We start from the raw sequence: 23020 nt of genomic DNA, 5'->3' as shown, positions 1-23020 counted from the left end.
GCTACAACCCCAGCACGGCTCGGAAAAAACCGAGCGAGAGTGCAATCATCGGCCCGATAAACTGGCCAAGGATGCCGGTGACAGCCAGCAGGAGCACGATAAGAAAGCCATAAGGTTCAAGGAGTTCATACTGGCGCGCCGCCTTGTAGGGCAGAAAACAGGCGAGCACCCGACTGCCATCGAGTGGCGGTATGGGAATGATGTTTAAAAACAGCAGTAACAGATTGATGAGAATACCGGCGCGTGCCGTTAAGAGGAGAAAAAGTGCCGGAACGGAGCTTTCCGGGTGTAAAAGGGTCGCTGTTTTTAACAGTCCTGCCCAGAGGCTTGCCATCAGGAGGTTTGAAAGGGGCCCGGCGATGGCGACCAGTGCGGGGCCATATTTTTTGTTACGCAGGTTCGCCGGGTTAAAAGGAACTGGCTTTGCCCAGCCGAATACAAAGCTGAACTGCGTGATGACGCCCATCAGGAGGGGGACGAAAAGCGTGCCAACGGGGTCGATGTGGCGCACAGGATTCACACTTACCCGCCCCAGCAGTTTTGCCGTAGGGTCGCCAAGGCGCCAGGCAACGAATCCATGTGCGGCTTCGTGCAGTGTGATGGCGAGGAGTACGGGTAAAACCCAGACGGCGATTTGTTGGATGAGGCTTAATTCAGGCATGATGAGTTTAATGACGGCAAAGCATACAGTCTACCCTGGATGAAAATCTTCTGAAAGCGGTGTAGAATAGCCGCTTTTCCGGCCGGACCCGGTTTACACCCCATGATGACCCTTCTGCGACCGTATCTTTTACTGACGCTTTGCGCCCTGCTGCTGTTCGCGCCGGGGATTGCCCGCATTCCAGTCATTGACCGCGATGAGGCGCATTTTGCGCAGGCCTCGCGCCAGATGCTTGAAACAGGCCAGTATTTTGCGGTGCGCTTTCAAGATACCACCCGTTTTCAAAAACCTCCAGGCATCAACTGGCTGCAGGCGGCATCGGTAAAGCTGACGGGCTCGCCTGTCGACAGCATCTATGCCTATCGTCTGCCTTCGTTTTTAGGGGCACTTTTTTCTCTCTGGCTGCTGTATGGTTTTTCGCGCACGTATGCAGGTGAGCGTGTAGCCTTTATGGCCGCGCTGCTGCTCGCCTCCACCTTGCTTTTGAACGTGGAAGCGCGCATGGCGGTCATTGACAGCGCGCTTCTTGCAACGGTTATCCTGATGCAGGGAGCACTTTGGCGGATTTGGAACGCCGCGCGGGCAGGGCAGCCGGTTTTATCCTGGCATGTCTGGCTTTTCTGGTGTGCAATGGCGGCTGGAGGTGCCTTGAAGGGGGTGAGCCCACTTTTTGGGGGGTTGACCATTGCCGCACTTTCGCTGCTGGAGCGCGATGTTCACTGGATACGCGCGCTGCGTCCCGTGAGAGGGCTGTTACTTTTGGGCGTGCTGACGCTCCTCTGGCTCTGGCCGCTCAGTGTGGCAGAGGGGCGTAATTACCTCATGGAAATGCTGAATCGCGACCTTTTGCCAAAGCTTCGAGGCGGGCATGAATCCCATGGCAAGCCGCCGCTTTTTCACCTTGCCATTTTGCCGCTGACCTTCTGGCCTGCGTCCATTTTTCTCTGGCAGGGCGCAACACACGCCATTCGTGAACGCTGCACGCCGCAGGTGCGCTTTCTGCTCGCATGGCTCGTGCCTGCATGGATATTTTTTGAACTAATGCCCACTAAACTGCCGCAGTACGTGCTGCCGACGTTTCCGGCCATAGCACTCCTCTGTGCCGCATCGCTGCAGGCCCCTCTTGCGAAACCGCGCGTCTTTCGCGTGCTTCTGCTCCTCTGGGGCGTACTCTCGCTGGGTCTGGCCATGGTTCCTGCGGCACTTTCCTGGCGATTGCTGGATACGTTACTGCCAGCAGCACTCATCAGTGGGGTGGGTGTGCTCTTTTATGTCATGCTTGCTGTCTGGTTTTCATGGCGTTTAGAGTTTAAGCGCACCCTGTGTGCCATTCTGGTCGCCGCCTTTTTTCTCTATGCGCCTTTATACAGTAAGGTCTTGCCAGTACTCGCGCCGCTCTGGCTGCCGGATGCCATTGGCGCGCATTACCCCATGAGTACAAAAACGCCATTATGGGTGGCAGGCTTCGAAGAGCCTTCGCTCGTTTTTGTGCTCGGCACTAAAAATGTGCGCTTTGTATCGGTGAAAGAGGCACTGGCGGCTCTGGAGGCCGGGCAGGTTGAAAGCGTGCTGGTGCAGGATTCGGTACTGAATGCAATAGAGCCATTGCCACGCGGTTTGATGGTCAAGTGGCGCGAGCGCGGGTTTAATTACAGCAAGGGACGCTTCGTTGAGGTTTTGCTGCTTAAAAAGGAGAATATGCATGACACCCTTTGACAGGCTTTTTCGTGCGCTGACGCGCCCGGTGACGGTTGTGGCTGGTATGCTGCTGATAGTGCTTTGCATCCGTTATGTCGACCGACCGCTGGCAGAGTTCTTTTTTCAAGCGCATATTCGCACGCATTACCCATGGCTTGCATGGGTGACCCGCATAGGTCTTGGTCCACTGTATTTTGCCGGATTCTTTCTGCTCGCGCTTTTTTTTCGTTTTGTTAAGAAAAACCCGCTCTACGAAGCCCGCGCATGGTTTTTGTGGTTTTGTACGGTTATTACCGCGAGCATTTGTCTGGTGTTAAAGGTTAATATTGGGCGTGCGCGTCCAGGGCTTTGGCTCTATCACCATATTGAGGGGTTTTACGGTTTTGACACCCATTCTCAGTACTGGTCACTGCCTTCCGGGCACACGACCATCGTCATGAGCGTGGCAGTGGGATTCGGCATTATTTTTCCGCGCTATCTTTGGGCGCTTTTGTGTGCGGGATTGGCGGTTGCGGCCTCGCGTGTGCTGCTTACGCATCATTATCTCAGTGATGTGCTGGTAGCCGCCTGGCTTGTTGTTGTGGAAATGGGTGTTTTGGTGCTGCTTTTTCGCCGATGGAGCTGGTTTGGCGCTGTTGTCGGCAGCAGGGCGTCGCTTGTTCCTAACGTTTTACAGGAAATGAACCATGGTGTATGAAAACCCTGTTGCATTGTCAGTAATCATTCCCGTGCTGAATGAGGCGGAAAATATTCGGCATTTATATGATGAAATCGTTACAGCTCTTCCAGCTGAATCCTGCGCGCTCGAGGTAGTGTTTGTGGATGATGGCAGTACCGATGGCACCCGTGCGCTGCTCGCAGAAATGGCTGCATCTGACTCGCGCGTGCGTGTAGTGCTGCATGTGCGCAATTACGGCCAGAGTGCGGCCCTTGTCAGTGGTGCGCGTGCTGCTATGCATCCGCTGCTGGTTACCCTCGATGGCGATGGTCAGAACGACCCCGCGGATATTCCGCGCCTGCTTGAAGCGCGCACGCACGCACGCGCCATTGTGCTCGGTAACCGGGCAAGGCGTCAGGATAACGGCCTTCGCCGCCTATCATCGCGCATCGGTAATGGCATTCGTAACGCGATATTAAAAGATGGCTGCCCTGATACGGGCTGCAGCCTGAAACTTTTTCCACGCGATGCGTTTCTTGCACTGCCGCATTTTAATCACCTGCACCGCTACCTGCCGGCGCTTTTTCTGCGAGCGGGCTTTCAACTGTTGAATGTGCCGGTTAATCATCGCCCGCGCCAGTTTGGCGTTTCCAAATATGGGGTGATGAACCGGCTTTTTGTCGGCATGCGCGACCTTATCGGTGTGCGCTGGCTGATGGCGCGCCCCTGCTCACCGGAGGTCATTGACGCATGAACATCGACACCCTCTGGCTAGTCCTTGGTCTTACCGGGCAGGGCATTTTTGCCGCGCGCTTTATCGTGCAGTGGATTGTGAGCGAGCGTCAACGCCAGAGTGTGATACCAGTCGCATTTTGGTACCTCAGCATGCTCGGTGGCGTTTTGCTCTTTATGTACGCCATTTATAAACGTGACCCGGTGTTTATCATCGGGCAATCCACCGGCGTGTTTGTCTATGGGCGAAACCTGTGGTTGATTCATAAACGGCGAGTTTTAGAAACGGCTCCGTCATAGAGAGGCTTCGGCAGGTGCAGGCGTTGTAAGCGTCACTTCCACCCACCCCCCGACCAGCTTCCCCCGCGCATAAGCCACTGTTGCCGGGGAAGGCGTTAACGTACGCACCCATTCTGGCGTTTCCGGCTCCTGCCAGGCAAGGATCAGGTCGCCGGCAGGAATCATTTGCGTAATTCCCGCATTCAGCATCTGGGTTTTGAGTCGCGGACAATGCACGAGTGCATTGCCAATCAGCCAGTGGGAATCGGTGACCAGTGTTTTTGCGGGTGCCTCCGGGCAATGCAGGGTCGTCAGCAGAGACTGCAGCGGGAAGCGGGCGTGGCGATTTGGAAACCAGTGGCTGCGCGCGCTTAAGAGGAGGAGTATCGCCGCAAGGGTCGCAAGACAGATGGCATTAAACGTTTTTACAGCGCGCGCATCAAACGCGGCTTGTCCAAACACCAGCAGTGGCGTTGCGAATCCAAGAGGTATCAGCCAGCGCGTTTCAATGTTGGCGATATTGGCGAAGGTCACCATGAGAATCAGCAGTATCACAATCAAGACATGATAGCGCTGTAACAGGTGCATGCGCACGGTTTTGGCCGAGAGCGTTTGCGGTCGAAACAGCGCATACACGACCGCCGGCGCCAGCAGGAAGCTCAGAATACCTCCTCCCAGTGTTAACAATCCACGCAGGCGCCCGGCACTCTCGCGGTAGAATTTATGGCTCGAATGCAGGCCAATATCGGGATGCTGTAAAAGCCACACTCCCCAGGGGGAGGCTGCTAAAAGTGCGATGACCAGTGTCAGCGCAAAGCGCGGTGTTTTAAGGCGAGCCCGATACTCAGGCAGACTCCATCCAGCAAGGCCAAGTGCGAGCACAAAGAGGAGGTAGTTAAATTTTGTGAGGATGCCAAGTCCTATAAGTATCCCGCCTTTCAAGTACCAGGAACGTGATGGGTTTTCTGCCACAAACCAGAGGAGCGTCAGTACACTCAGGAGAAGAGCAAGTACGGTGTGCGTGTTGTCTTTGAGAACATCAAAACTGATGCTAAAGAGCAATGCCCAGGACAGTGTGGCACTCCACTGCAGGCGCCGGTCAGCACAAAAAAAGCCACACAGGTGAAACCAGGCGCCTGTACAGGCTGCTGTAAGGATGGATTTCAGCAGGGAAATGCTCGCGAGGTTCAGTCCAAACAGCGAAAAAAATCCGTACTGCAGCCAGCTGTAGAGCGGGGGCTGCGCGGCATAGCCTGGCGAGAGGGTTCGCGAAAGCAGCACCTGCTCTGCTTCGTCAAGCTCTAAAAGGTGCGAACGCGTGAAAAGGCGTGCCGCAAAGAGCAGTGCCCCAAAGAGGACAAACACTATAAAAGGTGCCGAAAGCACAAAGCGCCGGGAACACCTCTTTTCACCTTGCAGACATGTATCCTCAACCATTTTTTACACACTCCTGATACAGCGCAAGGGCGCGCGTGCGCGCGGCCTTATGGTCAACTATTGGTTTGGGATAATCTGGGGGCGGAAAGGGGGCTTCATGCGGTGTGTGGATATACGCATCCGGGAGGTTCCTCAGTTCCGGTATCCAGCGTTTGATATAAATGCCTTTAGGGTCGTGTGTTTCCCCCTGCAATTGCGGATTAAAAATCCGAAACCAGGGGGCTGCATCCGTGCCGCAGCCTGCCACCCACTGCCAGCTCGCTGAGTTGCTGGCAAGGTCGGCATCGAGCAGGGTATCGAGAAACCACGCCGCTCCCTCGCGCCAGTCGATAAGCAAATCTTTGACAAGAAACGAGGCGACTATCATGCGTACCCGGTTGTGCATGTAGCCCGTGTGCCAGAGTTCCCGCATGCCGGCATCAACGATGGGGTAACCGGTCAGGCCTCGCTGCCAGGCGTGCAGGCGCGCGGGCTGAATTTGCCACGGAAAACGCGCAAATTCCGCGCGCAGGGGTTCGCTGTCAAGTGTTGGAAAATGGTAGAGCAGGGAGGCTGAGAATTCGCGCCAGCCCAGTTCAGAGATAAACACCTCAAGATTCTGCTCTGTACAGCGACCTTCCTGGAAGGCATGCATGGCTGTATGAAACACAAGGTTCAGGCTGATTTCCCCAAAATGCAGATGGGGCGAGAGCCTTGAGGTAGCCGGAGTCGCTGGAAGGTTACGGGCAGTGGCGTAACGGTGTAGACCAAGGTCAAGAAAGTCTTCAAGTTTTTGCAAGGCGCCCTTTTCGCCAGGCGTCCAATGGTCGGAGAATTGCACGGCCCAGTCAGGATTTTTAGGGAGCAGGCACCAGTCATCGAGCGCGTCTGAAGTAACGTCCGGGGTTGAAAACAAGCCTTCCAGATACTGGGGCGCAGGTGGTGCCAGTTCGCGGCGCACGCGCTTCCACCATGGGGTAAAAACTTTTCCTGACGGGATTTGCGGGCTGTCGGGGTTATGAAGCAGAGTGGCATTATAATCAAGCACTCTGACGCCAAGGCTTCGCAAAAGGGCTGCAATGGCCTCGTCTTCCCGGCGCGCTTCTGGTTCGAACGATCGGTTAAAATACACTGCCTGAATATCGTGCGCGCGCACAAGCGACTCAAGCACCTCCAGCGCGTCCCCGCGTCGCAGACAAAGCGATAGCCCGTAATGCGCGAGACTGTCGGCAAGCGCTTTCAGGGAGTGGTGCAGCCACCAGTGTTGTGCGCCTTTCCCCATCCAGCGTTCAGTACCGATAAAAAGGGGGATGATACATTCATGCGCGCGGGCCGCGGCATTTAGTGCCGGGTTATCCTGCACGCGAAGGTCGCGTCGAAACCAGACAATGGCGGTTGACATGTGAGGTCCTGAAAAAAGAAGATGGCGGGGAGAGTTTGAGGAGGTTTGAGAAAAAGTCAAGCCCTGGTAAGGTTCATATAAACGTTCGGCGCATCTCTTTGCGCTCTGAAATCTCTTGCTGACGCGCTGTAAATTTCGAGGCATTTGCGCGCACTTCTGAGTATACTATGTGGCATTATCAGACAAACCGATGGAGACAGCATGATAGCGGTGTATGGTGCGGGATATGTGGGGCTGGTGACGGCGGTGTGTCTGGCGCATATGGGGCAAAAGGTGGTCTGTGTAGACATCGATATTTCGCGCGTGGAGTCCCTGCGCCGGGGAGAATCGCCGATTCATGAAGCGGGATTGCCGGAAATGCTTGCAAGTACGCTCGCATCAGGCATGCTCGCTTTCAGCAGCAGCGTGGACGACGCCGCAAAAGCCGCCACCATCCATTTTATCGCAACCGGCACACCCGGTCGTCCTGACGGCAGTCCTGATTTATCCCAGGTTTTTGGTGTGGCGGAACAGGTGGCTGAGCATTGCGTAAAGGATGGCATTCTTATCGTCAAATCCACGGTACCGGTCGGAACTGGTGATGCCATCGAGGCAAAGGTCGAAGACGTACTGAAGGCGCGTAAATGCACACTTTCTCTTGGCGTAGTTTCTAACCCTGAATTTTTGCGTGAGGGAACGGCGGTTAAGGATTTTCTGCATCCTGACCGTCTCGTGCTTGGGGGCGATGCAAAACACCTCGATGCGCTGAACCCGCTCGCCGAACCCTTCGTTAAAAGCGGCATTCCGGTGCTGCGCATGGGGCGACGCTCGGCGGAATTAACCAAATATGCCGCCAACGCAATGCTCGCCTGCAAAATCAGTTTTATGAACCAGATGAGCCGCATTGCTGAAGCCTGTGGCGCAAACATCGATGACGTGCGTGAAGGCATGGCGCCGGACCCGCGCATTGGCCCGCATTTTCTCTATGCGGGTATCGGCTATGGTGGCTCGTGCTTTCCAAAAGATGTCCGCGCGCTCGCACACACCGCGCGCGAATTGGGGGTTGAGCCGATGCTTCTTGACGCCATTGAGGATGTGAACGTGGCGCAGAAAAGCTGGGTGCTTGAGCAGCTTGCCTCGCATTTTAACGGCGAACTTCGCGGGCTTTGTATTGGCATCTGGGGCCTTGCCTTTAAGCCCGGAACGGATGATTTGCGCGAAGCGAGCAGCCTCGTCCTTATCAACGCGCTGCTTGAGGCGGGTGCGCATCTGCGTGTTCACGACCCGGTGGCGACCCAACATGCGAAACGCCTTTATCCCAAAAAACCGAACATCACCTGGTGTGCCTGTGCCGATGAAGTCGTGGGTTCGCGGGTGGATGCGCTGGTAATTGCTACGGAGTGGGACGTGTATCGCAAATGGTCCCTTACGGCCCTTGCGAAATCATTGGGTCAGGCACCTCTTGTGGACGGGCGCAATTGCTTTTCGCTTGAAGCGATTAAGCATGAAAAAATCAGTATGTATTATTCAGTCGGACGCCCAAGGGTGCGTCTTGGAGAGGAAGTAATCAATGGGTTCCGTTAAAACCGCTATTTTTCCGGTGGCAGGGCTTGGTTCGCGCTTTTTACCGGCAACCAAGGCAAATCCTAAGGAAATGCTGCCGATTGTCGACAAGCCGCTTATCCAGTATGCGGTAGAAGAAGCGGTGCGAGCCGGTATCGTGCACATGGTTTTTATTACGAGCTCGAGCAAGCGCGCGATTGAAGACCATTTTGATACCCATTATGAGCTTGAATCACGCCTCGCCGAGCAGGGCAAGGACAGCCTGCTTGCGCTTGTTCAAAGTGTCTCGCCACCGGGTATTACCTTTACCTACATTCGCCAGAATCAGCCGCTGGGACTTGGGCATGCGGTGCTCTGTGCCGAACAGGTGGTGGGGAATTCGCCCTTTGCCGTGCTGCTTGCCGATGATTTGATTGATGACCGCACCACGCCATGCCTTTCTGCAATGGCGCGTCATTATGAAGAAACTGCCACATCCGTAGTTGCCGTGCAGCCAGTGCCGATGCCGGAGGTGCATCTTTATGGCGTCGTTGATGTGCCGGATGCCAGCGCGCGTTTTAATCCTATCCGGGGCATTGTCGAAAAACCCTCCTGCGCGCGCGCGCCTTCCAATCTCGCGGCCGTTGGGCGCTATGTGCTCACCCCCGGGATTTTTGCCTGCCTTCGCGAAACGCCAATGGATGCGCGCGGTGAAATCCAGCTCACAGGCGGCATTGAGCGGCTTTTAGAGCGCGAGAGCGTACAGGCATTTCGTTTTGACGGGCGTCGCTATGATTGCGGCTCAAAGCTTGGTTACCTTCAGGCAACGGTCGAGCTTGGCATGGCGCATCCTGAAGTTGGAGCGCGTTTTACCGACTGGCTGCTTGAACTCGAACCCGTATCTCTGGCAAGATGCAATCAGGTTGAGACGAGTACCTGAGGGATTATGAAAATTCTTGTTGCAGTGAAGCGGGTTATTGACCCTTATGTCAAAATTCGGGTGAAGCCGGATAACAGCGGTGTGGAAACCGCTCAGGTGAAAATGTCGATGAACCCCTTTGACGAAATTGCCGTTGAGGAGGCTCTGAGGCTGCGTGAAGCGGGACATGCTGCAGAAGTGGTGCTGGTCAGCATTGGTGACCTGCCGTCGCAGGAAACCCTGCGCCATGGTCTTGCCCTTGGAGCAGACCGCGCCATTCTTGTGAAAACTGACAAACCGCTTTGTCCGCTGAATGTGGCAACGGTGCTCAAAAAAATTGTTGAAGATGAAAGCCCGAATCTTGTTCTCATGGGCAAGCAATCGATTGACGGTGACAACAATCAGACGCCGCAGATGCTTGCTGCACTGCTTGATTGGCCGCAGGCAACGTGTGCTTCAAAGATTGTCGTTGAGACAGAGCGCCTTTTAGTTACGCGTGAAGTCGATGGCGGTCTTGAAACGCTCTCGCTGGCGCGTCCCGCCGTTGTGAGCACGGATTTACGCCTGAATGAACCCCGCTACGCAAGCCTTCCCAATATCATGAAAGCTAAAGCCAAACCGCTTCTGGTACGCGAGATTGACACTTTGGGGCTTACGCTTGCCAATCACACTGAGGTGTTAAGTGTGACTCCTCCTCCTGCACGCAGGAGTGGTGTGCGCGTTGAGTCGCTTGAAACGCTGCTGGATAAACTGAAACACGAAGCCAAAGTGCTTTGACAAGGAGTGCGCATGAGTACCCTCGTGATTGCGGAACACGATAACCACACCCTGCATCCCCTGACGCGAAATGCGCTGACGGCGGCACTATTGCTGGATGCTGAGGTCACCCTGCTGGTTGCCGGTCATCAGTGTGAAAAAGTTGCTGCTGAAGCGTCGCGCCTTAAGGGCGTCAGCACGGTATTGCATGCCGATGCACAAGGCTTTGCTGATGCCATTGCGGAAAACATCGCGGCCCTTGTGCTTTCGCGGGCTTCGGACTTCAACGCGATTGTCGCCCCTGGTACCTCAAGAGGGCGCGATGTACTGCCGCGCATCGCGGCACGTCTTGGCTGCGCGCAGGTTTCAGGAGTGACACGTGTGGTTGCCCCCGATGTCTTTGAGCATCCGGTGTATGCCGGTAACGCTATCGAAACTGTCAGGGTGTGCGATGCGGTCAAGGTGCTTGGTATTCGTACAACAGCGTTTGAAGCAGCCCCCTTTTGCGAGACGGCCTGCCCCATCATATGCCTCGATGCAGACTTTAATACGCCGGCAGTAACCTTTGTCAGCCGTGAAGCAAGCGTTTCCACGCGCCCCGAGCTGAGCTGTGCCTCTATCGTGGTTTCGGGTGGCCGAGGCCTGCAGAATGCGGAAAAATTTAAACTGGTAGAAGAACTGGCAGACGCACTTGGAGCCGCTGTCGGAGCATCGCGTGCGGCAGTTGATGCCGGGTTTGTGCCAAACGATTACCAGGTGGGGCAAACGGGCAAGGTGGTTGCGCCAACACTCTATATTGCTCTCGGTATTTCTGGCGCAATCCAGCACCTTGCCGGGATGAAAGATTCCAAGGTGATTGTTGCCATCAACAAGGACGAGGAGGCGCCGATTTTTCAGGTTGCCGATTATGGACTGGTAGGAGACGTGTTTGATATTGTTCCCCGCTGGATTGAGGCCATCAAACAGAATTGAAAGGAGGCAGTATGCTTGTTGGAGTTCCAAAAGAAATTAAACCCCAGGAAAATCGCGTGGGTCTTGTGCCCGGCAGTGTGCGTGAAATAGTGCACGCCGGGTCAAACGTGCTCGTGGAAACGGGGGCAGGTGCTGGAATTGGCATTACTGACGCCGAATACGAAGCGGCAGGTGCTGAAATTGTAAGCACGCCTGCTGAAATTTTTAAGCGTGCCGAGCTTGTGGTCAAAGTCAAGGAGCCGCAACCTGAGGAGTGTCTGCAACTGCACGCGGGGCAAACGCTTTTTACCTATCTTCATCTTGCACCCGATCCTGAACAGACACGTCTTTTGAAAGAGTCTCGTGTCACCGCTATTGCCTATGAAACGGTTACCGAAGCGAGTGGTGCACTGCCGCTTCTGACACCGATGTCGCAGGTTGCCGGTCGCATGTCTATTCAGGCGGGGGCGCATTGCCTGGAAATGGCGCAGGGCGGCAGTGGCATATTACTGGGTGGGGTGCCCGGGGTGGCGCCCGCTCATGTCGTGGTGATTGGCGGCGGCGTTGTTGGCAGTAATGCCATCCGTATGGCCATGGGGATGGAAGCGCGCGTGACAGTGCTGGATAAATCCCTGCCGCGTCTGCAGGATTTAGATTTTCAGTTTGGCGCTAAACTCAATACGATTTATGCCACCCGTGACGCACTTGAGCATTATGTAACCTGTGCGGATTTGGTGGTTGGCGCTGTTCTCGTGCCGGGGGCTGCGGCACCAAAGCTTGTGACCCGCGAGATGCTGCGCGCCATGCGCCCAGGCTCGGTTGTTGTGGATGTGGCCATTGACCAGGGCGGATGCTTTGAAACGAGCCGTGCAACCACGCACCACGAACCCACCTACATCGAAGAAAATGTGGTGCACTATTGTGTGGCCAACATGCCAGGGGCGGTGCCGCGCACTTCTACGTTTGCGCTTAATAATGCGACACTGCCTTTTGTGATGAGTCTTGTTACCAAAGGCGTGAAACGCGCCCTTGAGGACGATAAGCACCTCATGAATGGCTTAAACGTGCACAATGGCATGATAACGTATGAAGCCGTTGCGCGCGATTTAGGCTATGCGTATGTGAAACCATCTGAGGCGCTTGTACAGTAGTTCCTGTCCTCAGAGCGAAGGGCCTGAAGGAGCATCGTCTTCAACAAGTGAGGACGATGCAGGCCCTTCTGCAGGTTTGTTAATCAGGCGCACATCAATGGCTTCCAGAAGTTTTCTGGCCTGGAACTCGTACATGCCGCGCTCATAACCGCCTTCAAGCCCCCAGTACAGGTGACTCATGTGTTCACGGTTATCCTGAAAATACGTCATTATCAGGTAATTGAAAATCCCGAAATCCCGGTCGTTAAAACGGCAAACTCTCGATTCTTCTTCAGACAATTCATCATGCTCAAACATTTTACTGCAATCGGCCGTTTCTTTGCAGTGTGAATCCCAGCCGGTTGGCAGAAGCAGGGCTACTTTTTTGCCCTGCCGAATTGCACGGTTAATTTCTTCCTGCGCTTTAGTTACGGCAAAGTCAATTGCTGGATGCAGCATGCCAGGGTTTGCCGGGCTTTTTTGTGTCTCTTGCAGGCTTAAATCCTGCGCATAATAGACGTAGTTTCCTTGCTTCCATGTGTTATAAGCGGGTGCCGTACGAGGTTTTCGCACACCAAACTCCTGGTCAATCTGCATACTGCCGTCCATGGGGTACACTCTTGAATCGAATACATCGATGTGACAAATATCAAGGTGCGATAATTTTTCACGCAAGACATTACAAAGCCCATCATCGCGATTCACGTCAAGGCCTATTACGATAAATTTTAGAGGGGCAGGGCTGTTATTCGCCATGTGCTGCATCATGACCGCTGTTTTATTAATCAGGCAAAAACCGTTGGCCCGGTCGCTGAATGCGTGATGCCCTGGCAGTCCAAATGAAAAACATACGGGTGCCGGGATAAGAATGCTGGTGGCTAAATCCCGGATAAGCAATTCAAACGTTTTGGGGGTAACGACCACATCGTCATTCAGTGCATGAAGACCCTTACGGTGGGCGCTGATGGAATAAAGCACGAGTTTTTTTAGATACGACCGGGTATGTACCGCAAGCAGCGGTTTTAAAATGGGGTCGTCATCTGGAATTTCTGAAAAAAGGCGCGCGGCAATCCGTGGCGTATCGTTATCGATAGCCTTAAAAAGTTCGTTCCAGCTGGGGTTTAAAAAGAGCGCATCCGTTGTAACGATGGGTATATTTGGGAAATTATGGAGCAGCCGAGTCATGTTTCCAAGGCGTTCTGCCTGGTCTTCGTCAGTACCGGCAATCATGCCCCGCATGTAGGTTAAATCCGTTGCAGAAGGGATTTGTACCATCAACGGTGGAGCCAGAGTTTCAAGCTCTGGCAGGTCATCAGTATCTGTTAAAAACAGCTCGTCAATCTCAGTGTCTGAATCTATCAGCACTTCATTAGGAGTGAGGCGGTTAAAGAGCTTAAGTTGAGCCTTGTTAATGCGTTTTTTCATGCGGGGACTGAGGTGCCTGTATTCAGGGTCATCTGAGAGTTGCTTAAGATGCTGCAAAAACGCAGGTACTCTGTTTTCTGAAAGCGTGTTGTTAATCAACGCCTTCTCAATTTCAATGAGATAGCCGCTCGCTTTTTTTTGCAGCTTTTTTAGCGCTGGCGTGGATGGCAATGGTTTAAAAAGTCGTGGCATGGTTGCACCTGCTTTTTTTATTTACCGCGCATCCCTCGAGGTAAGATTTAACGTTACTGTTTAAGTCACCTCAACAAACGAGTCCCTTCATCATCACTGTCGTTATCAGCAAGTTCCGTGCCGAGAGCCGCTGCCTGCTCAATCGCTACCGGCTGACTCTCCGCTTTAAGTGTTCGCAGCCCTTCTGTCAACGCTTTGCGTTCTGCATGGTAAAAGCCTGAGCGGAAAGTGCTGACTCCTTTTTCAATGCGTTGTTTTGAAAAACTCACTACGCCTAAAAGGACTTTCATGGCGCCAGAGAGCAGTCGCGCGGCGGCTCCAAGGCGTGAATCAATGGAAATCCGCTGGATGAGTTTTTCATAATTGGCATGCGTTTTTTCATCAGCGCCGTGTACAAGCGTGAAACTTGCTGAAATTACGCGAAGTAAAAGCCGACGGTCACTGATGCCCTTGTCATGGAGCGTGGAAACATGCCCTAAGACGTTTTGAAGCGCATCTTTTCCAACAACCGATTCAGCGAGGCTGTTTATTTGTTGTTGCGCCATGTCAATGCGCCGCGCAAAGACATCCGCCACGCGCGCAATGGGGCAGTTGTCATCGCGCCATGCGATTATCCATCGTAGATTTGGAGTTTCGCTCAGGTGCTTAAAATTGGCGTTAACCCACACATCCATCATGTTCCACAGGCGATTACGATGATGGTTCATGCCACGTCCCTTCACCATGGCGGCCGGCGCATCAACAAGCATTTCAAACTGCTCTCGTGTGAGTGGCGTATGTGTGCGTTTAAGGGAGTACATCAGGTTAAAAACGGCTGAAGCAAGCCCGCCGCGGTCAATGGCATCCTTACAGCTGATGTTGATGCTAAGTTGCGTCCCTGGCGACTGTTGCATGAGTTTTTCTATGATGAAGTCAGTGAGCGCAAAATTAATAAAATACACCCACACCGCCTGCTCTTCTGCAGGGCTGATACGGGTGATGTCTTCACCAATAAGTCCACATTCTTTGAAACTTTTTTTGAGAAGTTTCCTGAGGCACTCTTTTTTCTCACGTGCCTCTGTAAAAAACGCATTACTCAAATCTTCAGGAATATGAAAATCCCGCACCTCATTATCAGGAGAATTTTTATGTGAGTTTTTAGCAATTTTTAGAAAAGCATCAAAAACATCGTTTTTATTACGATCTCTGTGTGTGTGGGTATAGGCGCCGCTTCCCATCAATCCCTTATCAGCAGGAAGGGTAATCATGGGGCAGTTTGGATGCATATTTTGATGCAGCGTACCTGACATCGCGACTTCTCGCTCTCCTTCAGGGTCGAAGCCGGGACGGTCCCATGCCAAGTGGTTAATATACAAATGTCGCCAGCCTCTCGCCTCTAAAACCTGGAGCCAGCGCGCAAACAGTGGATTGATACGAAAAGCGTCCACTTTTTCTGCCATGGTGCTGAATCGCAGTTGCACGAAAGGGGTCATAAACGGCAAAATTGAGGGAATATTATCGCGCATCGGGCGGTAATCACTGGAAACCGCTGCCCTCAACAGTTCAGGTGCAGAGCCGGCAATAATGGGGTGGCGCTCGTTAACAAGCGCGCCATCATCCGCCATGTGCTCCGTCACCCGTTTTTCAAGAGGGCGATTCGATGGAGCGGCAATGACGTCACTGATGGCTTCATGGGTGCGAATCAAACTGCCATTGTCATTGGCGAAAATACGGTAGATAAACTCATGAAGCTCTTCATTTTCTTCTGGATTTTCCCGGTCATTTAAAACCTCAATATGGTCTTGAAGGAAGGGAATAAGACTATGGTACAGATTACCGTATGCATAGGTCGGTGAAAAAATTGAGAAGAGGCCATTAGCAATGAGTGCGTTAAGGTATTCAAACATATTGAGATTGGGACTGTTTGAGCCAGGGTTATTTGCGGCTGTACACAGAAACTTTGGAAATGCTTCGAGAAGATACCGCAAATAATGATAGCAATTCTCATTATGCAGGGCATCACTGCTTTTGCGGGCAGGGTTAGTATCGCTGGTCTCTGGCATGACAGTCTGTCTTTAATATGGATATTCTCAGTATGTACCCTGAAACTTAACGAAGGCTTAACTCCCGCATAATTTTTAGGATTGAACGTCTATACTTCAACAAAAGAGTCGACTCAGGGCGCCCTTATGGACAAATATGCCATACACAGTTTCCTGCAACGCTTTCCTCCCTTTGATAATCTGCCATCAGGCTGTTTGAAAAAGTTATCAGGTCTTGTGCAGCCAAAACTCATAAACGGTGGAGAGTTTGTGATGCGTCAGGGTGAACTTGGGGAAGCCATGTTCATTGTGGTGCGCGGGCGACTCTGTTATGAAATGAAAGACGCACTCGGACAGTGCAAGGTATGGGGAGACTTGAGTGAAGGTGCTGTTGTCGGTGAGATGGCGCTGATTTCAGGGTATCCCCGCTCAGCAGATGTATTCGCCTTACGCGACAGCCTCCTGCTCGAACTTTCCCGCGCCGATTTTATGGCTTTGGGCGGGCGCTGGCCAGAACTGGTGAATGCCTTGACCGCGTTTGTAACGCGTCGCCTGACAGACTCTTTGCATGGGATTCCAATAGCACCTGGAAAAAGTTCTCTCGTAATACTGATACCCGTAAAACCCATCGCGGGATGGCAGGTTTTTTTGCAATCTCTGGATGCGGCGTTCACGAGGCGCGGTAAAATTCGCCTTTTAACCAGTGGAAGCCTGTTGCAGCTCGGCATTGACACCACGCGGGAAGACATTGATGTACAGGCAAACGCTTTGGTAAACGCGCGGGCCAATGATGGAGAACGCTGGGTTTTTGTGGCTGATGAAGCCCTGACACCATGGACAAAATGGTGTATACGTCAGGGGGATTTACTGGCATTTTTTGCGCCGGCTGCCACTAAGCACGTTGAGCTTTCCGAATCAGAGCAGTATTTTAAGAGCTTCCCGAATGCGCACCGTAAACGTTCGCTCCTTGTAATGCTGCATGAAGGGCAATCGCCTCCATCACCTCAGGGCACCATGCGCTGGCTGCAGCCTCGCGAGGTGAACACGCACTATCATATACGCTGGCAAGAATCGGCAGGCATCGCGCGTCTGCTGCGTATATTGACGGATTCCACCATTGCAGTTGTATTAAGCGGGGGAGGGGCTCGGGGTATGGCCCATCTTGGGATGTTACGGATGCTTGATGAGCTTAAAATACCTGTGGATTATATTGGTGGAACCAGCATGGGGGCGATAATCGCCGGGATTTATGTCACCAGACCTTTTGAAGAGTGGATGAGTGCGCTAAATTTCATCTATTATGGCTCAAAAATTTTTCTGACCTATCCGTGGCTGTCAATTTCAAGTGGTCGCAGAATCAGCGACTCTTTGAGCGAAGGATTTAGCAAGGAGACTCGCATTGAAGACCTTTGGACAAACTATTTTTGTGTTTCTACGGATTTGACTGAGAACGCACTTTTTGTCCATGAGCGCGGTTCTCTCTGGAAGGCCATTCGCGCAAGCAGTTCGATGCCTTTAGTATATCCTCCAGTGGCTGAAGGCGGAAAATTGCTCGTAGACGGGGGCGTTTTGAATAACCTTCCCGTAGATATCATGATGAAATTTTCACATGGCAGCCGGGTGATAGCCTCTTGTATTCGTGAAGAAAATCTGATGCAGTGTGATGACTTTCCTGCAGCAATTTCTGGCTGGAGTCTACTCTTTTCCAGCATGCTTGAAAAAGACCACATGGTGTATCCAGTGAATTTTATGGATACTATCAACCGTGTGATGGGTATCAGTTCTTCACAAACCACTCAACGCATGCTGGCAATGGCTGATTTTGTTTTTTCGCTCGATATGGGAGCATTTAGTTTTCTAGAATTCAAACGCTATGAAAAAATCTTTAACGAAGGTCATCGACAGGCCCTGATGGCGAAGGGAGATCTGTTGAAATGGATATCGGGAGATACCAATGGCTGATTATGTCGATAAAACTGCAAGCCTGACCCCAATTGCGCGTCGTGTCATCACTGAAAAGGCTACCGAATATCCCCATAGCGGCCAGTATCCGCGCCTTGCCGGTCGTGGCAGCTGTCTCTGTCGCCGCTGTGGTCTTGCGCTTTTTCGTACACGCTCGCAATTTGACTCAGGCTGTGGCTGGCCTGCCTTTGACGAAGCCGCGGGCACTCACGTGCGCGAAGTGCCCGACCGGGATGGCATAAGGCTTGAGATTGTCTGCGATCGCTGTGAAGCGCATCTTGGCCATGTATTTGATGGTGAGCATTTCACGCCTAAAAATCGCCGTTTTTGTGTGAATACTGTAGCCCTTGACTTTGTGCCGGATAACGCCATCCTCGACAGTGAGGAAGTGATTGTGGCCGGAGGTTGCTTCTGGGGCGTTGAATACTGGTTAAGGCGTCTGGAAGGCGTTGTACTGGCTGAGTCGGGATACACTGGCGGACATGTCGAGTATCCTTCCTACGATGCAGTCTGCAGCGGCCATACCGGGCATCTTGAAGCGGTACGCGTGGTGTTTGACAGCGCACACACGGATATTGAACGTGTGTTACGACGTTTTTTTGAAATCCACGACCCTACCCAGCACATGCACCAGGGCCCTGATTATGGCGTGCAATACCAGAGTGCGGTGTTTTGCCATGATGCCCATCAGGAAGCGGTTACAAAAGCGTTGATTGAGCAGTTGCGTGAGCGGGGGTTTAATGTGGCGACCAGGGTGCGGGAGGCTTCAGTATTCTGGCCCGCTGAAGAGGGGCACCAGCGATATTATGAAAAACATGCAAAAGCCCCCTATTGCCATAAGCCGGTTGCTCGATTTGATGGGAATGCCTGAGATTTACGGGATGATACGTCCTCATCATCCCGTGTGTAGTTACGTAAACATTTCAGATGACTGGTGAACTGCTTGCAGCTCTGCATGCTTCCCTTTCTGGTCTGAAGTTTCCTGAGTCAAACAGTCCAGGGTGATAAGCCACGGGAGCTGCAATTTCAACAGCTTGCGGCTCTTTAGTGAACGTTTCAAAATCAGGGAAAAGCTGGTTAAATTGTTCAGCGGACAGACTGATAGAGGGCACGGAATTATCAAATAATCTATAGGCCAGAGTAATTGCTCCGGTATTTTTCATCTGAGCGATAGCCCTTTTGAGTGCGCCTGACACAAAAGCAACCTGCGAGGGTCTTGACTTATAAAGCCTTGAAACCTGTCGCACCATATACGAATAAACGGTTTCATCTGGATTATTATCGGTAATCCCATTGATTCGTTGCACTATTTTGGCATAAAGCAGTATGAAGATGTCCTTGAGTAAGGCCTTGTCCCTTGCCTGACTGCTGACGCCTTTCACATACGTTTTATGTGCATCAAAGGATTTCCATAAATGCGCCATTACGTGTTTTTCAAAATAGGTTTTTTTGGCTTCAGAATCTGAAATGGATGACACTTCCAACAAGTTGATTTTTGCTAAATGCCGATAGTCAGTCGGATTTGAAATTGAGTGGCACTCTGAATGTTTCATTGAATCTGTAATGTTTTCTTTGGCCGCACTGATTTTATTTTGCGACAGGTTTAGGTGCCACTGGTAGGTGAGTACTTCCAGCATAAATTCTTGATTAGGCAGACGTTCCAGAAGATGGTTTAATTTTTCTGTTACGTTGCTGAGTACCGCTCCTGATTTTAGTTTCAATGCAACATGCCCAAGCAATACATAAGCGCGTTGCAGCTCCATGATGAATATTTTAGATGTTTTTAAATGAGGGTTTTTATCTACAAAGTGCTCATACTTGCTGATGGAGTCCTGTAAATAATTCAACGCCAGATAGTAACGCTCTTCAATCGGTAATGATTCATCACGGATAATTGTGCTGGCGTATTTGCGAGAGCAGTATGCTTTATCGGTGTTTAAGGTACTGGCATCAATGGCTTTTAAATACAATTCTGATGCCTTTTTGATGTGCATTTTAGCAGAATAATCCCTTGGGTTTTGCGAAAAAGATTTAAACGCTTCTGTCGCTTCCTGAATATAAGTCAAACTTTCCTTCGATTCTACGTAATAACAATGCTTTCTTGTAGCAAATCTACCGCTTCTGAACATATCTAAAACAACCCGCTGCTTAATAAGACCCATTACCTTACAGCATAATTCTTAAGTAAATATTAAATCATGGTGCTCACATGCGGGGCATCAATGTGCCTGACAATTTTTTAAAATGTAAAAGACGCGCACGAAGGCGTATCTATCCGGCATTGAAGCGAAGCTTTCGGTAACGCAGACGGGCACGCAGACGTTCACGCGAACGCCTGCGCGCCCGTTTAGATTACATTGTGTCTATCATGGTTACAGGTAAAGCTGGCTTATAGATGAAAGTACGAAAATTATTCAGAAAATAAAATATTTACAAAAATGTAACCTTCTTAATTTTTTCTTAATAATTACTTGATACTTTTAAGCCTGCCATCACACAAGATGGTTTCTTTAAAACCAATATGGTGGGATAACATTATGTCTAAAGATAAAATAGAATCCGTAGAGGCAGCTGTAAAACAACAGCCTTCAGTCCAAAGTGAGCTTGATGTGGTGGTGAACTATCTTGAGAGCTTTAAGAGCCCGCTTCCGTTAACAATAAGTACCAAATTAAGGAGTTATGCGTACGCTTCTATCAGAATAAAAGACTTTTTGCTTAAAGTTTTAAAAGATGGAATGGATGATACTGTGGTGCGCTCATATGGCTCCTACTGGGAGCGCGGTAAGTACGAAAATGAGCCACATAATTGTAACAATAAGATATTGTTTGGAGCTATTAGTGCGATGCCTGTAAGGGAAAGAGAGATACTTTTCCGTAATGCATTAACGCCACAAACCGCCCTAAATACTTTTTTTAGCAGTGGTAAATATGCTTACTTGTCAGTTATTAAGACTAGAGTAGATAATACGGATTTCGCCAGAAATCTCTTAGACCGATTAAGCAACGATAGTTTGCAGACTCGTGAAATAGAAAGTTTGGCCAGGAATCCCAATAATAAAGAAATACTGCTTAATTATATTCGCTGTAGTCCTCGGGATGAGAGAAATAATTACGTGCGCGAAGCCTTGTCTAATAACACGCAACTGCATCAATTCTTTGCTGTGCAAAGAGGATTTTTTGCAACCTCGATAAAAGCTGGAACCTTGCGTGAACTGGATCGCATGAATCCAGATAAGAGGGACGAAGCGCAAGAACCTAAAAGGTCATGGTTTGGCTGCTTTTGATGTGGCGCCGTGTATCAGAGTCTTATATTGACTTTGGTCACTGAAGGATGCCTGCTGAGACAGGACTGAGTAAATACCTTAGCCCGGTTGCCTGCAACCGGGAAATTGCCACGCTTGTTTCTCGTCCAGGAAACCGACTTATATTATCGAGACTGGATTTCGAACATCGGGCAGGCGGGAGCAGCGAGTGCGCATAATGATGCCACTATCTGCGCGACATTTCTGATTTAGAGTATTTTACGGACTGACCATTAAGCAAGAAGTGTCCTCAAATATTTGGACTATAATGAAGTTAAAACATGTAAAAGGACTTAATCATGATTTCTTTATTGAATTTACTTGTGGTTATCATTGGTCTTGGCATACTCATGGGGCTCATTGGTCGCTTTCTGCCTATCCCGGCCATCGTTAAGAGCCTTATAAACCTCGTAATACTGGGTGTCATTATTATCTATATTCTGCAATTTTTTGGCATCATCAGTACCATGCTGCCGCCGCTGGTGTTGTTTCATGGATGATAGATGCAAAATTGCTGTTGTAAAAACTTGAGATACGTATAGAGGTTTTGCATTTTACGATAATGCTCGCAATGCGAGGGTTTGGTAGTAATGCCCGCTTGAGTTCGTAAAATAGCGCCCGCTATTTGCCTCACTCAAGCAGGTATTGCCTCTTAAATACCACGTTTTTGCTTCATACAGCGGAGTGTGGGTATCCTATGATGGTTTAGAATAAATTGCTATTAATTTTAATAACTTTAGTGATGAATTGTCATCAAGAAGCGCTTTACCCGCATAGACATTCTCAATCAACTCGAGAGGCACTTCCAGTAAACCTGCCATGATATCTGTGTTTATTTTTACGTGATTAATAAGGGCATGGATATAAACCCTTTGTTTGAACGACTTGCTTGAAAAATCACCTAATGACATCTTTTACTCCTTGTTCTAATCCTTAAGTTGTAATCAAAAACTGAGATTTAACAGATTTTATAGGGTTCCTCCTGTTGGCGATGATCACTCGGTAATTATAAGGAAACAAATATTAATATCTATTAATATTTGTTTCAATAAATTTATTGGTGATACAAAAATTATTAATAACTATGGACTCGATTGATTTTTCTAAATGCTCATAAGACGAGAAATAGCCGAAACTACAGGCTGAGAGATTAGAATCATGCCTTTAAAGCGCGCCGATATCTGTTAAGGACTTTAACCCTCACGGAGCTTTTGCATAGCAGAAGCAGGTTGCGGGGTACGTTTATTCATAAAACAAAGGTGCATATACTTTCGGCTGATAAGTGTAGAACATGAAAGGAAAAAATGGGCGCATAAGATGAGTTGGTTTTTAAGTATCGCACCTGACGGCCGTAACTGATACCTAACTCTCCTTACCCCATTTTTTCGCTTTATATCATGAAATGATTGCGCATTTAGCTTTTTTCTTGTAGTTCCGATAGCGTTGTTAATGTACTATCATCCTCCATTCGGTCTAAAAACAAGTATCCATCCAGATGATCAATTTCATGCTGTAAGATACGCGCCTCGAGGCCGGTGGCTATTTTTGTAATTGGATTTCCGTCTGGGTCAAAACCGCTATATTCAATTTCCATTGCGCGTGGTACGAGCCCCATTAAAAAATCACAGTTTAAGCAACCTTCATAATCAATCTGAATTTCATCGGAAAGAATCTTATATTCAGGATTAATCAGAGCTGTATTTTGTATCGGGTTCGTTGGTTTTCGGGTATTTGTCGACATCGTCCCAAACACTATTACGCGTTTGCTGATGCCAATTTGTGGCGCAGCCACACCAACAGCTGCATTTTCATCCATGATTACAAACAGGTCTTCCACCAGCTTCTTAAGTTCCTCACTGCCAAATTCAGTTTCAACAATCGGTTCTGCAATTAGTCGCAGTTTCGGGTCGTCTTTTTCCAGTAGCTTAATCATATATACCTTGTCATTAATAATTAAATGCAAATGTGTTTTAAGGGATTTTGAAAATTCTGGAA

The 23020-nt window shown here is 50.4% G+C and carries 21 protein-coding genes; 13 read left to right on the top strand and 8 right to left on the bottom strand.

Annotated features, from left to right (window positions below; all coding sequences use genetic code 11):
* Position 1: 1 nt before the first annotated feature.
* Positions 2–661 carry a site-2 protease family protein gene (locus E4T54_RS02600; protein WP_028387016.1) on the bottom strand — a complete coding sequence of 220 codons (660 nt, stop codon included), beginning with the start codon at positions 659–661 and terminating at the stop codon, positions 2–4.
* A gap of 102 nt (positions 662–763) precedes the next feature.
* On the opposite strand from E4T54_RS02600, the gene E4T54_RS02595 reads away from it, so the two are divergent.
* Genes E4T54_RS02595 through E4T54_RS02580 form a run of 4 tightly spaced genes read left to right on the top strand, consistent with a single transcriptional unit; the run spans position 764 to position 4049 of the window.
* The gene (locus E4T54_RS02595; protein ID WP_051550999.1) at positions 764–2377 is read left to right on the top strand and encodes an ArnT family glycosyltransferase; all 1614 of its coding nucleotides are present in this window, start codon (positions 764–766) and stop codon (positions 2375–2377) included.
* A complete protein-coding gene (locus E4T54_RS02590; RefSeq protein ID WP_051551000.1) occupies positions 2364–3056 on the top strand; it encodes a phosphatase PAP2 family protein in 693 nt (230 codons plus the stop codon). Before E4T54_RS02595 ends, E4T54_RS02590 begins: the two co-directional genes overlap by 14 nt.
* Positions 3046–3771 carry a glycosyltransferase family 2 protein gene (locus E4T54_RS02585; protein ID WP_028387017.1) on the top strand — a complete coding sequence of 242 codons (726 nt, stop codon included), beginning with the start codon at positions 3046–3048 and terminating at the stop codon, positions 3769–3771. Before E4T54_RS02590 ends, E4T54_RS02585 begins: the two co-directional genes overlap by 11 nt.
* A complete protein-coding gene (locus E4T54_RS02580; protein WP_028387018.1) occupies positions 3768–4049 on the top strand; it encodes a lipid-A-disaccharide synthase N-terminal domain-containing protein in 282 nt (93 codons plus the stop codon). The genes E4T54_RS02585 and E4T54_RS02580 overlap by 4 nt, the downstream gene beginning before the upstream one ends.
* Here E4T54_RS02580 and E4T54_RS02575 read toward each other — a convergent pair.
* Positions 4044–5465 carry an ArnT family glycosyltransferase gene (locus tag E4T54_RS02575; protein WP_028387019.1) on the bottom strand — a complete coding sequence of 474 codons (1422 nt, stop codon included), beginning with the start codon at positions 5463–5465 and terminating at the stop codon, positions 4044–4046. The genes E4T54_RS02580 and E4T54_RS02575 overlap by 6 nt on opposite strands.
* Positions 5458–6846 (bottom strand): cryptochrome/photolyase family protein, encoded by a 1389-nt coding sequence (locus E4T54_RS02570; RefSeq protein ID WP_028387020.1) that lies wholly within the window; start codon positions 6844–6846, stop codon positions 5458–5460. Before E4T54_RS02570 ends, E4T54_RS02575 begins: the two co-directional genes overlap by 8 nt.
* A gap of 201 nt (positions 6847–7047) precedes the next feature.
* Here E4T54_RS02570 and E4T54_RS02565 point away from each other — a divergent pair, with 201 nt between their 5' ends.
* From E4T54_RS02565 to ald, 5 genes are read left to right on the top strand one after another with little or no spacing between them, the layout of a single operon-like run.
* Positions 7048–8409, top strand: coding sequence for a UDP-glucose dehydrogenase family protein (locus E4T54_RS02565; RefSeq protein WP_035903442.1), 1362 nt, complete (start codon positions 7048–7050; stop codon positions 8407–8409).
* Positions 8396–9307, top strand: a complete 912-nt coding sequence (gene galU / locus E4T54_RS02560; RefSeq protein ID WP_051551001.1) for a UTP--glucose-1-phosphate uridylyltransferase GalU — start codon at positions 8396–8398, stop codon at positions 9305–9307. Before E4T54_RS02565 ends, galU begins: the two co-directional genes overlap by 14 nt.
* A 6-nt stretch (positions 9308–9313) precedes the next feature.
* On the top strand, positions 9314–10063 hold the full coding sequence (locus E4T54_RS02555) for an electron transfer flavoprotein subunit beta/FixA family protein (RefSeq protein WP_028387022.1): 750 nt from the start codon (positions 9314–9316) through the stop codon (positions 10061–10063).
* Between the two features lie 12 nt (positions 10064–10075).
* Positions 10076–11014: an electron transfer flavoprotein subunit alpha/FixB family protein gene (locus tag E4T54_RS02550; protein ID WP_028387023.1), complete on the top strand. Its 939-nt coding sequence runs from the start codon at positions 10076–10078 to the stop codon at positions 11012–11014.
* A gap of 11 nt (positions 11015–11025) precedes the next feature.
* Positions 11026–12144 (top strand): alanine dehydrogenase, encoded by a 1119-nt coding sequence (ald, locus tag E4T54_RS02545; RefSeq protein WP_028387024.1) that lies wholly within the window; start codon positions 11026–11028, stop codon positions 12142–12144.
* Positions 12145–12153: 9 nt separating this feature from the next.
* Here ald and E4T54_RS02540 read toward each other — a convergent pair whose 3' ends face one another.
* Complete coding sequence (locus tag E4T54_RS02540; RefSeq protein WP_051551002.1) at positions 12154–13740, bottom strand: arginase family protein; 1587 nt, start codon at positions 13738–13740, stop codon at positions 12154–12156.
* Positions 13741–13805: 65 nt separating this feature from the next.
* Positions 13806–15782, bottom strand: a complete 1977-nt coding sequence (locus E4T54_RS02535) for a hypothetical protein (RefSeq protein WP_028387025.1) — start codon at positions 15780–15782, stop codon at positions 13806–13808.
* Positions 15783–15908: 126 nt separating this feature from the next.
* Here E4T54_RS02535 and E4T54_RS02530 point away from each other — a divergent pair, with 126 nt between their 5' ends.
* Positions 15909–17723 carry a patatin-like phospholipase family protein gene (locus E4T54_RS02530; protein ID WP_028387026.1) on the top strand — a complete coding sequence of 605 codons (1815 nt, stop codon included), beginning with the start codon at positions 15909–15911 and terminating at the stop codon, positions 17721–17723.
* The gene (locus tag E4T54_RS02525; RefSeq protein WP_028387027.1) at positions 17716–18594 is read left to right on the top strand and encodes a bifunctional methionine sulfoxide reductase B/A protein; all 879 of its coding nucleotides are present in this window, start codon (positions 17716–17718) and stop codon (positions 18592–18594) included. The genes E4T54_RS02530 and E4T54_RS02525 overlap by 8 nt, the downstream gene beginning before the upstream one ends.
* 52 nt (positions 18595–18646) lie before the next feature.
* Here the strand turns inward: E4T54_RS02525 and E4T54_RS02520 are convergent, their stop codons facing one another.
* A complete protein-coding gene (locus tag E4T54_RS02520; protein WP_131793711.1) occupies positions 18647–19885 on the bottom strand; it encodes a hypothetical protein in 1239 nt (412 codons plus the stop codon).
* Between the two features lie 375 nt (positions 19886–20260).
* On the opposite strand from E4T54_RS02520, the gene E4T54_RS02515 reads away from it, so the two are divergent.
* The gene (locus E4T54_RS02515) at positions 20261–21007 is read left to right on the top strand and encodes a hypothetical protein (RefSeq protein ID WP_028387029.1); all 747 of its coding nucleotides are present in this window, start codon (positions 20261–20263) and stop codon (positions 21005–21007) included.
* A 317-nt stretch (positions 21008–21324) separates the two neighbouring features.
* Entirely contained in the window at positions 21325–21525 is a 201-nt protein-coding gene (locus tag E4T54_RS02510) for a Thivi_2564 family membrane protein (protein WP_028387030.1), read from the top strand.
* Positions 21526–21720: 195 nt separating this feature from the next.
* Here the strand turns inward: E4T54_RS02510 and E4T54_RS02505 are convergent, their stop codons facing one another.
* Positions 21721–21936: a hypothetical protein gene (locus tag E4T54_RS02505; RefSeq protein WP_028387031.1), complete on the bottom strand. Its 216-nt coding sequence runs from the start codon at positions 21934–21936 to the stop codon at positions 21721–21723.
* Positions 21937–22439: 503 nt separating this feature from the next.
* Positions 22440–22958, bottom strand: a complete 519-nt coding sequence (def, locus tag E4T54_RS02500) for a peptide deformylase (protein ID WP_028387032.1) — start codon at positions 22956–22958, stop codon at positions 22440–22442.
* Positions 22959–23020 lie beyond the last annotated feature (62 nt).

It is taken from the genome of Legionella geestiana (genome assembly GCF_004571195.1).
Taxonomy (GTDB): domain Bacteria; phylum Pseudomonadota; class Gammaproteobacteria; order Legionellales; family Legionellaceae; genus Legionella_B; species Legionella_B geestiana.
Note: the sequence above shows the minus strand (reverse complement) of the source record. Positions and strands in the feature narration are given on the sequence as shown.

Coding starts and splice junctions, on each gene's coding strand:
- E4T54_RS02600 (WP_028387016.1), bottom strand. CDS start 661: ATGCCTGAATTAAGCCTCATCCAACAAATCGCCGTCTGGGTTTTACCC.
- E4T54_RS02595 (WP_051550999.1), top strand. CDS start 764: ATGATGACCCTTCTGCGACCGTATCTTTTACTGACGCTTTGCGCCCTG.
- E4T54_RS02590 (WP_051551000.1), top strand. CDS start 2,364: ATGACACCCTTTGACAGGCTTTTTCGTGCGCTGACGCGCCCGGTGACG.
- E4T54_RS02585 (WP_028387017.1), top strand. CDS start 3,046: ATGGTGTATGAAAACCCTGTTGCATTGTCAGTAATCATTCCCGTGCTG.
- E4T54_RS02580 (WP_028387018.1), top strand. CDS start 3,768: ATGAACATCGACACCCTCTGGCTAGTCCTTGGTCTTACCGGGCAGGGC.
- E4T54_RS02575 (WP_028387019.1), bottom strand. CDS start 5,465: ATGGTTGAGGATACATGTCTGCAAGGTGAAAAGAGGTGTTCCCGGCGC.
- E4T54_RS02570 (WP_028387020.1), bottom strand. CDS start 6,846: ATGTCAACCGCCATTGTCTGGTTTCGACGCGACCTTCGCGTGCAGGAT.
- E4T54_RS02565 (WP_035903442.1), top strand. CDS start 7,048: ATGATAGCGGTGTATGGTGCGGGATATGTGGGGCTGGTGACGGCGGTG.
- galU (WP_051551001.1), top strand. CDS start 8,396: ATGGGTTCCGTTAAAACCGCTATTTTTCCGGTGGCAGGGCTTGGTTCG.
- E4T54_RS02555 (WP_028387022.1), top strand. CDS start 9,314: ATGAAAATTCTTGTTGCAGTGAAGCGGGTTATTGACCCTTATGTCAAA.
- E4T54_RS02550 (WP_028387023.1), top strand. CDS start 10,076: ATGAGTACCCTCGTGATTGCGGAACACGATAACCACACCCTGCATCCC.
- ald (WP_028387024.1), top strand. CDS start 11,026: ATGCTTGTTGGAGTTCCAAAAGAAATTAAACCCCAGGAAAATCGCGTG.
- E4T54_RS02540 (WP_051551002.1), bottom strand. CDS start 13,740: ATGCCACGACTTTTTAAACCATTGCCATCCACGCCAGCGCTAAAAAAG.
- E4T54_RS02535 (WP_028387025.1), bottom strand. CDS start 15,782: ATGCCAGAGACCAGCGATACTAACCCTGCCCGCAAAAGCAGTGATGCC.
- E4T54_RS02530 (WP_028387026.1), top strand. CDS start 15,909: ATGGACAAATATGCCATACACAGTTTCCTGCAACGCTTTCCTCCCTTT.
- E4T54_RS02525 (WP_028387027.1), top strand. CDS start 17,716: ATGGCTGATTATGTCGATAAAACTGCAAGCCTGACCCCAATTGCGCGT.
- E4T54_RS02520 (WP_131793711.1), bottom strand. CDS start 19,885: ATGGGTCTTATTAAGCAGCGGGTTGTTTTAGATATGTTCAGAAGCGGT.
- E4T54_RS02515 (WP_028387029.1), top strand. CDS start 20,261: ATGTCTAAAGATAAAATAGAATCCGTAGAGGCAGCTGTAAAACAACAG.
- E4T54_RS02510 (WP_028387030.1), top strand. CDS start 21,325: ATGATTTCTTTATTGAATTTACTTGTGGTTATCATTGGTCTTGGCATA.
- E4T54_RS02505 (WP_028387031.1), bottom strand. CDS start 21,936: ATGTCATTAGGTGATTTTTCAAGCAAGTCGTTCAAACAAAGGGTTTAT.
- def (WP_028387032.1), bottom strand. CDS start 22,958: ATGATTAAGCTACTGGAAAAAGACGACCCGAAACTGCGACTAATTGCA.